The sequence below is a fragment of the Caballeronia sp. S22 genome (assembly GCF_964261745.1).
Taxonomy (GTDB): domain Bacteria; phylum Pseudomonadota; class Gammaproteobacteria; order Burkholderiales; family Burkholderiaceae; genus Caballeronia; species Caballeronia jiangsuensis.
The window spans coordinates 380,756-393,253 of the sequence record NZ_OZ180039.1 but is presented as its reverse complement, the minus strand read 5'-3'; the positions used below and the strand labels follow the sequence as shown (position 1 = coordinate 393,253).

General features: G+C 64.0%; 10 protein-coding genes. 7 read left to right on the top strand and 3 right to left on the bottom strand.

Annotated features, from left to right (window positions below; genetic code table 11):
* Positions 1–62: 62 nt before the first annotated feature.
* Positions 63–767 carry an NmrA family NAD(P)-binding protein gene (locus ACEN42_RS33615; protein WP_371882966.1) on the bottom strand — a complete coding sequence of 235 codons (705 nt, stop codon included), beginning with the start codon at positions 765–767 and terminating at the stop codon, positions 63–65.
* A 417-nt stretch (positions 768–1,184) separates the two neighbouring features.
* On the opposite strand from ACEN42_RS33615, the gene ACEN42_RS33610 reads away from it, so the two are divergent.
* A complete protein-coding gene (locus tag ACEN42_RS33610; protein WP_371882965.1) occupies positions 1,185–1,820 on the top strand; it encodes a ribonuclease T2 family protein in 636 nt (211 codons plus the stop codon).
* 49 nt (positions 1,821–1,869) lie between these two features.
* On the top strand, positions 1,870–3,744 hold the full coding sequence (locus ACEN42_RS33605; RefSeq protein ID WP_371882964.1) for a phospholipase D-like domain-containing protein: 1,875 nt from the start codon (positions 1,870–1,872) through the stop codon (positions 3,742–3,744).
* Positions 3,745–3,852: 108 nt separating this feature from the next.
* On the opposite strand, the gene ACEN42_RS33600 is transcribed toward ACEN42_RS33605, so the two are convergent.
* The gene (locus ACEN42_RS33600) at positions 3,853–4,665 is read right to left on the bottom strand and encodes a hypothetical protein (RefSeq protein WP_371882963.1); all 813 of its coding nucleotides are present in this window, start codon (positions 4,663–4,665) and stop codon (positions 3,853–3,855) included.
* 25 nt (positions 4,666–4,690) lie between these two features.
* Complete coding sequence (locus ACEN42_RS33595) at positions 4,691–5,227, bottom strand: response regulator transcription factor (RefSeq protein WP_371882962.1); 537 nt, start codon at positions 5,225–5,227, stop codon at positions 4,691–4,693.
* Between the two features lie 521 nt (positions 5,228–5,748).
* Here ACEN42_RS33595 and ACEN42_RS33590 point away from each other — a divergent pair.
* The 5 genes from ACEN42_RS33590 (at position 5,749) to ACEN42_RS33570 (ending at position 12,494) form a co-directional block, all read left to right on the top strand.
* Positions 5,749–6,846 carry a hypothetical protein gene (locus ACEN42_RS33590; RefSeq protein ID WP_371882961.1) on the top strand — a complete coding sequence of 366 codons (1,098 nt, stop codon included), beginning with the start codon at positions 5,749–5,751 and terminating at the stop codon, positions 6,844–6,846.
* Positions 6,847–6,871: 25 nt separating this feature from the next.
* On the top strand, positions 6,872–7,948 hold the full coding sequence (locus ACEN42_RS33585) for a hypothetical protein (protein WP_238287808.1): 1,077 nt from the start codon (positions 6,872–6,874) through the stop codon (positions 7,946–7,948).
* Between the two features lie 45 nt (positions 7,949–7,993).
* Positions 7,994–9,277 (top strand): hypothetical protein, encoded by a 1,284-nt coding sequence (locus tag ACEN42_RS33580; RefSeq protein ID WP_371882960.1) that lies wholly within the window; start codon positions 7,994–7,996, stop codon positions 9,275–9,277.
* 235 nt (positions 9,278–9,512) lie between these two features.
* The gene (locus tag ACEN42_RS33575; RefSeq protein WP_371882959.1) at positions 9,513–11,561 is read left to right on the top strand and encodes a hypothetical protein; all 2,049 of its coding nucleotides are present in this window, start codon (positions 9,513–9,515) and stop codon (positions 11,559–11,561) included.
* A gap of 30 nt (positions 11,562–11,591) precedes the next feature.
* Complete coding sequence (locus ACEN42_RS33570) at positions 11,592–12,494, top strand: hypothetical protein (protein WP_371882958.1); 903 nt, start codon at positions 11,592–11,594, stop codon at positions 12,492–12,494.
* The last annotated feature ends 4 nt before the right edge of the window (positions 12,495–12,498 follow it).

Below are 12,498 nucleotides of genomic sequence, written 5' to 3'. Positions count from 1 at the left end.
AACTCCTGATGAAAATGAAGCGATCCACGCATGCATCGCGAATCCAGACTTGGCTTATGTGCTCAAGCACGGGTGAATTCAGCGACATGTCGCTCGACGAACTCGCGCATGCTCGTCGGCGTTCTGCCCGTGAGCCTGAGCAGATCGTCAGTGAGGCGGTCGTATCGTCCGTGAGCGTGCAAATCGCCCATCGTCGAGAGATGCCGGACGAGATGTTCGGGCACGTGCATCTCGCGAAGCTTGTCCGACCACGCTGCAACGGGCACATCGTTGTAGCGGATCGGCCGGCCGAGCACGTCGGAGAAGACCTGCGCATAGTGGGCGAGGGTTGCTGATTCAGGCCCCGTCAGGTTATAGATCTTGCCGATGTGCGGCGCGGGATTGTCGAGAATCGCCGCGACTGCGCGCGCCACGTCGAGCGCTGATACGGGCGACGTGCTGCCGTTGCCGAGCGGGACCGCGAGTTCGTCGCGCTCGCGCACGCCGTCCGCCGCGAGCAACCGGAAGAAGCCCTCGAGAAAGACCGTGGGCCGCACCGTGACGACCGGTAGCCCGGACCATTGCAGCGCCTGCTCGGCGAGCCAGTGCAGCTTGTGCTGCGGACTGTTCGTGGTTTCAGTGATGCTCATCTCGGTGACCGTCATCTGGGACATGTTCACGAACGCTTCGACGCCGTGATGACGTGCGACCGCCGCGGGGTTGACCGTGGCTTCCAGATATTGCGCGGACACGGCGGGCGCGGCTTTCAGCCTCGGCTGGTCGCTCAAGTTCGTGTTCGTGCTGAACCTGGGCGCGGTGGTCGGTGCCGTGGGCGGTGGCTGGCTCGCTGACCGATTCCATACATGATGTGCGATTTGTTCGAGCAAGCCGGTACCATTCGGCACGCGTGATTTGTCCTCGCGATTGCCAACCTTATTGGTGGTCTCGACCGTGCGAAAACCTCGTGCCGGAGTTGTCAGTGAATCTCTGATCCAGCGAGCTTGTAGCCGCATCAGTGAGGTTGGTACACACCAGATCGACGTATCACCAGAATTGCGTGAGATAGTCTCATCAACGTCAAATGTGGCGTCCGCCCCGTGTGAAAATAAAGAACATGTGTTTCGTACAGCTTGGAGTGTTATCCCACACAAAGCCGCGGATTGTATTGATGACGAGCGTTCGAGCTACTAAGGTTTTCACAAACCTTGCATACCGATGATGCAGGAGGCGGCGTAAGTTTCTTTCGCATTCTCGTCGACTGGTGCGATGGCGAGGCTAGCCAATTCAAACATTTGAGCTGGTCACCCGACTATTGCGCGGGCCACGCTAACCAGGATCCTCAACAATGTGGTTCATCAAAACGACTTGGATTCGTGCTTCACGGGCTCTGGCCACAGTACGAGCAGGGCTATCCTCAAAATTGCTCGGATGTAGCGCTTCCGGAATCGGTGAAACATGAGTTTGCGGGTCTGTATCCAAGCGACAAACTCTTCGAGCACGAATGGATAAAGCATGGGACCTGCTCGGGTCTGTCGCCCGCCAACTACCTCGCTTTGTCGAAGCAATTCAAAGACGACGTCAACATTCCCGAAGGCTATCAAAATCCGGGCCAGCCGTTCAGAACGACAGGGAACGAACTTCGCACTGCGTTTGCACAGGCGAATCCCGGCATACCAGAGGATGCCGTCACGATGGTATGTTCCGGTTCGGGCCGATTCCTTCAGGAAGTTCACCTGTGCTTCAACAAGGAACGTCAGGCGAGAGGTTGTGCTGCGGACGTAGTCAAACAGATGAGAACGACATGCAAACAGTCGAACTTTCTGGTGCAAAGCATCCGATAGACGCTTGCTCCAGGCGTGGCGAGACGATGAATGAACATACGGAGGAGCTATGCGCACTGCGAATAAAAACGGAGCACTCTCGGTTCGCGCCATCTCCGGCACCCGCGTCGTCCTCATGGCCTGGGACCTGGATTCCGAGGCCCGGCAAGGATTACGTGGGTTTGCGATCAAACATAAAATTGCCGGCAGCAAGGTCACCGGAAAGTGGCTGACTGGTATCAAATACTTCGCGAGCCAGGTTCCCGCGCCTGTCATTGGGGCGATTTACTCAAGCCGCAAGCATCCCTTTCAGACGTTTCTCTGGTCGGACTACGAGCTTGACGCAGATACTGCTCACAAGTTCACCATTGTGGCGTTGTACGGTGCGGTAGATGAGCTGGAAGAACGTCATACCGTCGAAGTCGGCATCAGCACGGAAAAGGAAAACGACGATAGAAATGGAATCTGGTTCAACCGAGGCGCAATCGCCAGCCACGCCATGTCGCTTCAGTTCAAGAATAAGCCGATTACACCTGCGATGTTCAACAAAGTGGACGCGAATGGCCAGCTTCTGGACGCCGAAGTCCGCTGGCTTTCTCGCGGGCTCGTTGAAGCCTGCCTGTCTTTCATCCGCGGAACGCGGCCAGGAGAGGCATTGCGCGTCTGCGCCTATGAATTCACTTATTCACCTGTATTGAACGCCTTGATCGATGCGCTGAAGCGTGGCGTTGATGTTCGCATCATCTATCACGATACGAAGAAGGACAATGACGCGAACGTCAAAGCTATCGAAAGTGCAGGCCTGCCTGAAGAGGCCAAGCTCGATGGCAAGACGCAGAGAGTACTGTTTCCCCGGACCCGGACGAAAATCCCACACAACAAGTTTATTGTGAAAATCGTCAAAGGGAAGCCCGCAGCAGTCTGGACGGGTTCAACCAACTTCACGGACACGGGTTTCTTCGGTCAGACCAACGTCGGGCATCTGATTACCGACGCATCGCTAGCACAAATATATGCCCGCTATTGGGAGGAACTATCGTCCGATCCTACCCTTTCCAATGCCGTGATAAAGGCAGTCGAACTAACGCCGAATCCGCCCAACGCGCCATCGGCGACACGACCCGGTGCGTTCTTCTCTCCGCGAATCGCGGAAAACATGCTGGACTGGTACGCCCAGAGGCTTGACGACGCATCCTCTCTGGCGATGATGACGATCCCGTTCAACGTATCTCCGACCATCCTGAAGGGCCTCGCGTCAAGTGACGAGAGTCTGCGCTTGGTGATCCTCGAGGACCCGCCGACAAAAGAAGTGCTGGCGGCCGAGAAGGCGAGCCAAGGGCGCCTCGCGTTCTCGAACGGTGCGATCCTTAATAAGGACTTTTTTAAGTCGAAGAGTCGCTTCGGGGGTGCGAAGGTGGCGCCAATCCCTCAGTCGCCGCTTGACCGGTGGTTTATCGATGAAGAACTCGCACGGCCGGTCAACAAGGGGCACGTTTTCTTCGTTCACTCCAAGTTTCTCTTGATCGATCCATTATCTGATGATCCCCTGGTGTGCACCGGTTCGGCGAACTTCTCAAAAAATTCGTTGATCGCCAATGACGAGAATATGTTGATCATCCGCGGTGACACACGGGTGGCCGATATCTATCTGACAGAGTTCGATCGAATATTCCGTCATTTCTACGCGCGCGACGCGCTGAATCGAATCGCCAAAGATAAAGGAACCAAGCAGAATCCTCTGGAACTGGACGAGGGCTTTTCGTGGGTGACGAACAATCTCAAACCGGGTAGTTTCAAGAACAATCGTCGATTGATGTTCTTCCCTGACCCCGCAATGACAAACCAGGAAGCGTGGAGCGCGGCCGCTAAAAGAGATAACAATCCGTTCGACGATGAGACCGCCAGGGGGAAGAAGAACCGGGAAAAAAAGCGTTCTGCAAAATAGAGTCTCCACAATGTGACACGACGGTGAAATTCGTTGTCATTTTCGCGGACCTCCCGTTCGGTGCGCCGGGCACAATCAATCTGCTGCGCATCGCGCAGTCCGCGTGCGTCAGCGAAGGGCCGCGTCGGCCTCGACGCAGTGCAAGTCTTCCAGTGCGGTCTCGATGAACGATGTCAGACCTTGCATCAGCATGGCGAAGCGGCGATTGCGATCCGGGTCGTTGTCCAGCACATACCAGCGCTTGTTGACTTCGAGCTGAATGGCCGGCGCGCCCAGTCGTGACGCGAACTTGGTGATTGTTTTCTGCTTTTGCGCGCTGAAGAAGTCGTGCGACACGCGCACGACGCCGTTTGCTTTCAGTGATGTGTCGAGTTCGTCGCGCAGGATCTCATGGCCGAGCAGGGATGCGCCGTGCATCGTGCCGAGATCGATGTCGTAGGGACGCCGCGGGCCGCTCGCGTGCAAGTCGAGCACGAGACGAGGATGCTCGCGCGTGATGATTTTCTCGAGCGCGCGCTTGAAGTCGTTGTCGTCGTAGTAGTTCGGATCGGATGGGCTGGCATAGGTCGTGTAGATTACGGTCGCGCCGGTCGACGCATGCAAGGCCAACGCGAGGGCTGCCGTGCCGCCGCCATCCGCATAGCGCAGCTTTCCGTTGCGAAACGGCTTCGTCGCGTGCGGCGCGGTGATGATCACGGGCGCACATCCGTGCACAATGCGAAACCATGCGACGCCAGGCGGTGCGGAATGCGTACCCTGACGATCGAGTTGCGCCTGCAGACGGTTGGCGTAGGCGAGCGCCTGCGGGCTCATCCCGTCACCCCATGCATGCGTCGCAACGAGCAACGCCGTCAGGACGAGCGCATGCAGCAGCATGATACTCATGCGATGCAGACGCGCGACGCCTTTGAACGTTTTCATACGTTCAGCCTCGTACGCCCTGCCATCATGAACGCGTCGGCGTATCGCCCTGGAACGCCTTCATGAAACGAAACACCAGCGCCGCGCGCGAGCGCACGCCGAGCTTGGCGTAGATCGTTTTCAGATACGAACGCACTGTGAATTCGCTGATGCGCATGCGGTCCGCGATCTGCTTCGTGAGATAGCCCATACACACGAGATGCACGACTTCCATCTCGCGCCCGCTGAGCAGTCGGCTGATATCGCGCGGCATCTGCGGCGCCGGCTCGGCGTCGGTGTGGGGGAGGGGGTGCGGGAGGATGGGGCGCCGGGCGACGAGCACGTATCGGTGCGCTCCGAGCCCGAAGTGAACGATTTCCTCGTCCGTATCGAAAGCGTCGGCATCCGCATCGCGCGGGGCAGATAGCGCGTCGTCGATCTGCAGCAGCCGACACATGCGGCCTTCCAGCTCCAGCCTCGCGACTTCCCGGCGGCCGCGGGCAACGGGCATGACGCCGTTGGCCATGCCGTCGCGGCGAGCTGTCGAGGCGGCCAACGAATCGTCATTGTCCAGGAATGGCATCGAGCAACGCCTCCCTCGGGTGATCGGGTGGGCCGCGCCTGGACGAACGGGGTGCGGCTTTTATGGCTCTTCAAGTTGAAGAATCCCGAGCGGGGGCACCGATTCAGTAATCGCAGCCGACCCTGCCTTTTCATAACTCAGGATGACGAAATAAAAACTGTCACGATTTTTTGATTTGAACGTCGCAATGTTCGCATCGGGTGCGACATTGCCGCGACGGCGACTCCTTCGTTTTGGCATAACAAACGAATAAATTCAAGCTGAATATTAGCCTGCATATGAGCTACCCCATACAGGCAAAGCCGATGCGATTCACCCGATCGGGCGAGCTTAGTAGGCGCTGCCTTAACAAGCACACCTGTTTCGACGCGCGTGCTGTGGCCCCCTCGAACGGACGCGCATCAACGTGCGATTTGCGTGCGCCGGCGCTCGGCTATTTTGGCTTTATGCGTTGGGACAGCAGGTTCACCGAACATGTGCACTGAGCCCTTCGTTTGTGAATTCATCGCGGAGGTGATGCAATGAATCAGCCATTCGACAGCGATGTGGCGGACGAGCTCGACGAGGCTGACGAACTCGGCCCGACGCAGTCATTCGACGATGCCGATGCGTTTCTGAGTGCGGATCAGTTCGAAGACGACTTCGACTCGCCATCCATGCAGCAGGGCGACGAGATGGACGTGCCAGCCGCCTTCGACGAGATGGAGCTGTGGAACGCTTTCGAGGAGGAAATCGCTGACGGGCTGGACGCCGCCACCGACGACGAATTCATCGGCCGCCTGCTCGGCGGACTCGGGCGCGCCGCCGGGCTCGTGAGCCGCAGCATGGGCGCGGCAGCGGGCGCGGCCGGACAGGTTGGCAACATCGCGCGGCAAACGGGCCGGATCGCGGGCAGCGTAGGTCAGGCCGCGCGGGCCGTGTCGCCCGCCGCGGCCTCGCTTTCCGCGCTCGCGCAGCAACTGGGCGCGCCGGGCGTGGCCGGCGCGCTTGGCCAGGCGGGACGCTTCGCACAGGGCGTCGGGCGGGCGGCGGGCCAGACGCAGCAGCTCGCCGGTGCACTCGGGCAGACCGCGGGCGGCGCGCAAGGCTTGTTCGGCCAGATCAGCCGCATTCTCGGCCAGAGCGCGAACACCGCGGACGCCTTCGACGAGCTCGCGGAATATTTCGAGGCCGGCGTCGACGAGGCGCTGCCAGCCGCCGTCGGCCTGGCCGCACGTTCGGCGGCGCGCGGACTCGGCCTGCGCAACACCGCGCAGTTGTCGCTGCCCGCGCGGCGCGCGCTGGTGCGTGGCGTGGCCGCGGCGGCGCGGGAACTGGTCCGCACGCGCGGTCCACAGGCGGTGCGAGCGCTGCCGCGTCTCGCACGCTCCGCGGGCCAGGTTGCTCAGCGGCAGGCGCCGACGCCACAGCGCGCCGCGCGCATGGTGCGCCAGGGTTTGCCGCAAGCGGCCCGGCGCGTCGCACAGAACCCGCGCATGGTTCGCCGCCTCGCTCAGCCGGGAGCGGGTCCGCTCGCACGTCCGACCGACGTCGGGCGCGGCAGGCGCGGCGGCGGCATCGGCCGCGGCCGCGTGCTGCATATCGATGGACCGGCGACGCTGCGCATCACCCCTCGCTGAACCTTGGCGCTGACAGGAGTAGAAAATGGACCGATTCGAAACCGATGTGATGGACGACCTGATGTACGAGGCCGCCGAAGGCCCGGCTCAGAGTTCGATGGATGCTTACGACGAGTTCGACGAAGATGGCTTCGACGAGGGCGACTACGGCGACGAGGCCGACGACGAGTTCATCGGCCGCCTGCTCGGCGGCATCGGGAATGTCGTCGGCGGATCTGCGGGCGGCGGCGGCGCGCGCTTCGACGAATACGACGAGTACGACGAAGGCGACGAGTTCAACCCCGCCGACGAATACGACGAAGGCGACGAATTCGAAGGCGACGAATGGAACCCCGGCGACGACTTCGATGCGATGGACGACGCGGTAGCCGACGCGCTCGACGCCGCCGACGGCGACGAGTTCTTCCGCCGGTTGCGCCGTATCGCGAGCACGGTCGGACGCACGGTCGGACGGGCGGCGCGCGTCGTTGCCCCGATCGCCAGCGCGATTCCGCTGCCGCAGGCGCAGCTCATTGGCCGCATTGCGAACGTGGCGGGCCGACTGCTCGCAGACGGCGCCGACGAGTTCGAAGTATTCGACGAAATGATCGACGGCCTGGACGAAGACGGCATCGACGCGGCCGCGCCTGTGCTCGCCGGCATGGTCGTGCGCCGCGCGCTGCCACAGGTGTCGCGCTCCGCGCCGGCGGTCCGCCGTGCGGTAGTGCGCAGTGTCGCGCAGGCCGTGCGCACGGCGACGCGTCGTCAGGGCCCGCCCGCCGCACGCGCGGTTGCGCGCGCGGTGAGCGCGACCCAGCGCGTGGTGCAGCGTCGACGCGTGCCGCCACGCGCGGCGGCACGCGTCGTACAGCAGGCCGCGCAGCAGGTGGCGCGCCGTCCCCAGGTGACGCGCCGGCTGGCGCGTCCGCTCGTGACCGCGGCCCGGCGCGCGACGCCGCGCGGCCAGGGCGCGCGGGCCATCGCGCGCACGGTGGCTCCGGTTGCGCGCCGCGTGGCGGCGACCAGCCCGCGTCGCGGCGGCGGCGCATGCCCGCATTGCGGGCAGCAACGGCGGCTGCGTCTGCGCGGGCCGGTGACCATCACGATCCGCGGACGCGGCTGAGCCGCATTCGCATGGCCCAATCTAACGAGCCTGACGGAGCCGCTCATGGACCTGCAACGATTCGTGCAAGCCAAGATCAACGGGCTGTCGGCTCGGCTGTCGCGGCTCGCGCGCGTCGACAACGCGTTCGTCGGGCTGCGGCCGCAGGACATGCCGTATGCGCCGTCGCGGCAGCACTTCCAGGCGGCAAACAGGCTGCTGTCGCAGGCGGAACATCGAATCCGCGGACGCTTCTCGAGGCTGCGCGAGCAAGGCGCGGCGCAGCGCGCGCCGGAGCGCGTGCTGATCGACATCGCGCTCGTCGAGCGCGAACTCGACCGCGCGCGGCGGCTCTTCGGGATGTTTTACGAAGTTTTCGCACAGCGCGGCACGAGCTACGGGCCGTCGCTCGCGGCGCACGACGTCATCGCGCAGGATTGCTATCAGGCGGTGCGGCGCGCGGCGCCACGCATCTTCGAGGCGCCGCTGCTCAAGCCGGTGTGCTACATGGAGCACGGCTATTCGCCCGCCACGATGCGCCGCGGCGTGCAGCTCGCGCGGCTGCTCGGCGAGGCGAATCCGTTTCCCCTGATCCGCATTCCGTGGGATCGCGATCAGCCGTGGCAGTCCGTGTTCCTGCATGAAGTCGCGCACAACCTGCAAGCCGATCTCGGCATCTGGCAGGAAAACCGCCAGGCCGTGCTGAGGCGCGTGATGGGCAGCGCGCGCGACCCGTTTCTCGCGAGCGTCTATGGGCGCTGGCACAAGGAAATTTTTGCGGATCTCGCGGCCATCCTCCTCGGCGGTCCCGCAGCGGCGTGGGGAATGGCGGATTTTCTCGCGCATCCGCAGCCCCGCACGCTGACGTACCGCCCGGGCGGCGCGCATCCGACCGCGTATCTGCGGGTGTATCTGCTCGCGGAAATGCTGCGGCGCATGGGCTTCGCAGGAGACGCGACGCGGCTCCTGCGCGTATGGCAAGGGCTCTACCGGCCTTCGCGCAATCACCGAATTCCCGCGCCGCTGGTGGCGAGCGCGCCACGTCTGATACCCGCCGTGGTCGACGAGATCGCGTTTCAGACGCGGCGCAATCTGGCGCAGCGGGCGCTCGTGGACATTATCCCTTTCAGTCGGGAGGACGAAGCCGCGATCCGCGCGGGCGCCGATGCGCTCGCGCGCGAGCAGGACGCGCGTCTGCCGCCGCGGCACCTCGTGAGCGCGGCGCACTACGCGCTCGCGGAGGGACGGATCGCGCCGACGCGCCTCGCGCACTGCGTGACGCATCTGCTGACCGGGCATATGAGTCGCGCCGGCGGGCGGCAGACGCAGCCGCTGCGGCTCGTCGCATGAAGGACCGCTGAACGACGCATCAAAGACGCAGAACAGGAGAACAGCATGTCACCCGACGTAGCGGAAAACGCACCGACAGGCGCGTCATGGAAAGGGCGGCGACGCCTCGAACGCGCGCGTCAGCTTGCGCGCTCACCCAGCCGCATGCATGCGCCGTCACGGCGCCGGGCCCGGTCAGGCCTGCTGACGACCGTGCCCATGTGCCCGGCCCTTATCTCACGCTGAGATTCTGATCATGTCGACCCCTCCGTTCTCCACCGGCCCCGCGACCGGCTCCTCCTATGGCGGCGGCGCTGCCGGTCCGCTCTCCGGCCCCGATCCGGCCGCCCACGGACATCAACGCCTCGCGCTCGACAACCTGATTCGGCGCGAGTTGCGCGTGGGCAATCCGAACGATCCGCTGCAGATCGCGAGCGCGTTGCTCGATCGCTACAAGGGCGATCCGCGCGCGGCGGCGATCGCGCAGGAAGCGCGTGGCCTGCCGTTCCTGCGCATGCCGGTGCCGGCGAGCGCCGCACCCGCGCATCCGACCTCGAGCGCCGCCGAATGGCAGCAGGCCCTCAACGACATCGAATGCGATCTGCGCGCGCTATCCTCCGACGCGCTGCTCAAGGACGTGACGCCGGAGCTGCTTGGCTGGGCACAGGCGATCCGCTCGGCGCTGCGTGAAGGCTACGCGGCAGCCTGCGCCGCGCTCGATCCGCGCAATCGCGACAAGGCGTTCGCGATCCGGCGGCAGCTCAATGATTACGCGCGCGTGTCGCGGCTCGTGGGCGCGATCACGGCCGGCATGACGCAGAACTACCGCAAGCTCGCGCAAAGTCTCGACGAAGCGGCCGCCGTGCTGCTCGTCGCAATGGGCGAGGCGCTCGCGAACGTCGGCTTCGGCGGCGGCCGCTATCTGCTGCAGGCACCCTACACCGAGCTGCAGACACGTCGCGACGCGGCGATCTACGCGCTGCGCAATCTCGTCGGCGCGACGCAGCAGGCCTATGGGCCGAATGACTGGCCACGCGGACTCGACGCCTATCGCACGCTGTATCAGCAGCTGGAAGCGCAGGGGCAGGGCGATCTGCGCTCGCTGCTGGAGGAAAACGAGCTGTCGCGAACGATGGACGAACTCATCCAGCGCGCGGCGGACGGCAACATCGACGGACTGCGCGCCCTGGGCTCGACGGCGCAGATCGATCTCGCGCGCTTCCGGCGCTTCGTGTCGGTCGCGCATCAGTTGTCCAAGCCCGAGTCGCCGCCGCTTGCGGCGTTCCTCGAAGCGCTGATGCTGTTTGCGGAAGCGTTCGATCCGTCGGGCGGCATCCGCCTGCTGCGCATCGCGCGGCCGCCGATCCTGCTCTACGGTCTGTACGGCATGCAGCGTCTGCAACGCGCGGACGAGCGCATGCTGCTGCTGATCCAGAAGCGCGGCGTGCTCGCCGGGCAGCTCGACTGTTTCAACAACTGTGACTGCGGCGATGGCCAGGCGCTCTGCCAGATCATTCTCGACAAGGTGCTGTACGACGTCGACCGCGCGATCGATCTCTACGCGCTCGGCAATCAGGATCTCGGCGCGCCGGAATGTCGCGCGTCCGCGTACAGCTACGTGGTGGAGTCGGCGCTGATGCAGTGCTGCGAATTCGGCCCGAAGTTTCCCGACACCACGGTCAAGCTCAACTATGATATCGACGCGAACCACTCCGCCGCGTGCGACATCATCAAGCCGTCCGGCCAGCTGCCGGCCGACGAGGTGGTCGAATCGATTCAGCTGAGTCTGCAGGACGTTCGCGGATTGCTGCGACCGGTGCCCAAGGATCCGCTCAACCGCTACTGGGATACGCTGCCGGAGAACTACGACAAGGTCTGCCGCGGCAAGTGGCGTCATCAGGAGTTGTGCATCCAGCGCGATGCCGAGATGCGTCTGAAGAACCTCATCGGCACGATGGCGCCCGGCTGCGTGCCTGACGCCGCGCTGTTCGGCGATCCTGACGGCGTGCTGGAGCGGCTCATGCGCTGGGCGCTCAACCTGAGCAAGTTCAACCTCTATACGACGCTCGAGGCGCAGCAGCACCAGTTCACGATCAAAACGGTCGATGGCACGAGCATTTCGACACTCGTCGCGGACTACAACGACGCGCATTCGTCGGATCCCCATTTCGATCATATCTGCGACCTGCTCGACAAGCGCGCCGCGACGTGCGATCCGGTCACGATCAAGATTCCGCCGCACTTCGAAACGAGCCTGAATTCGGTCGCCGACGACGTGCCCGACGACGGCTCATCGCGCGACTAGCGCGGCCCGATATCTTGACTCGCGGAGAACATGATGGCACCCGACGATCTGGAAGTACCCGGGAAGGCGCTGCGCGAGCAGACGCTGCAACTGCTCGAAAACCAGGGGCGCACGCGGCTGCACAAGGCGTTGCGCACGAACGCGGCGGCCAATGGCCTCGCGGCGCTCTCGCTCATCCATTTCGATCAACGGCTTCAGAGCATCGAGGAAGACGTGAAGCAGATGCGCGACCGGATCGCGCCGCCGTATCCGCAGGAACAGTCGCCTATTCGGTACGCACCCGACGCGCCCGCGCCCGCGGCTCCGATGAGACGGCTCGACATCGGCGGGGCGCCGCCGGTGAAGGCGCCCGTGAGTTTCGCCGCGATCGCCTGCGCCACCGACCTGGTGCGGCAACTGGAGCCGACCATCGACGAGCTGGCGCTCAAGGGCTCATTCGACGAGCGCTACAGCGAACCCGTTTTCGCGGCGAGTCTCGCGAGCATCTGGCTGCTGTGCGCGCTGCCGGCCGACATGGGCGCCGTCGAATATTCGAGGCATGTCGAGGACGTACAGCGGCTGCGCATCGCGCTCGCGCTCATCGTCGACGACGCAGCGTCGATCCCGATTCCCGAGCCGCTCGCGTTCGGCGACGCGATAACGCAGGAGCATCTGGACGCGCTCGGCACCGCCTGCATGACGCTGCTCGCCCGCTATGCCGCCGCGCGAACCGGCGCACAGGTTGCGCCGGAGATGAGCGAGGCGGACGACGCGGAAGCGGAGCTGGGGGCGCTGGACGCGCTGGAGGGTGCGGACGACACGGAGCCCACGCCCGATGAGCCCGCCCGGCGCATGGCGTCGGCCCGGGCCGCGGCGCCACGGCCTGCCGCGAAGAAAGTCGCGGTGAAGAAGACCGCGGCCAAAAAGGCCGCACACGGATCATCCGGGTCTTAACCGA

Bases quoted from the DNA above. Each gene is read 5' to 3' on its own strand.
- ACEN42_RS33605 (WP_371882964.1), top strand. From the start codon at position 1,870: ATGCGCACTGCGAATAAAAACGGAGCACTCTCGGTTCGCGCCATCTCC.
- ACEN42_RS33595 (WP_371882962.1), bottom strand. From the start codon at position 5,227: ATGCCATTCCTGGACAATGACGATTCGTTGGCCGCCTCGACAGCTCGC.
- ACEN42_RS33580 (WP_371882960.1), top strand. From the start codon at position 7,994: ATGGACCTGCAACGATTCGTGCAAGCCAAGATCAACGGGCTGTCGGCT.
- ACEN42_RS33590 (WP_371882961.1), top strand. From the start codon at position 5,749: ATGAATCAGCCATTCGACAGCGATGTGGCGGACGAGCTCGACGAGGCT.
- ACEN42_RS33585 (WP_238287808.1), top strand. From the start codon at position 6,872: ATGGACCGATTCGAAACCGATGTGATGGACGACCTGATGTACGAGGCC.
- ACEN42_RS33570 (WP_371882958.1), top strand. From the start codon at position 11,592: ATGATGGCACCCGACGATCTGGAAGTACCCGGGAAGGCGCTGCGCGAG.
- ACEN42_RS33600 (WP_371882963.1), bottom strand. From the start codon at position 4,665: ATGAAAACGTTCAAAGGCGTCGCGCGTCTGCATCGCATGAGTATCATG.
- ACEN42_RS33575 (WP_371882959.1), top strand. From the start codon at position 9,513: ATGTCGACCCCTCCGTTCTCCACCGGCCCCGCGACCGGCTCCTCCTAT.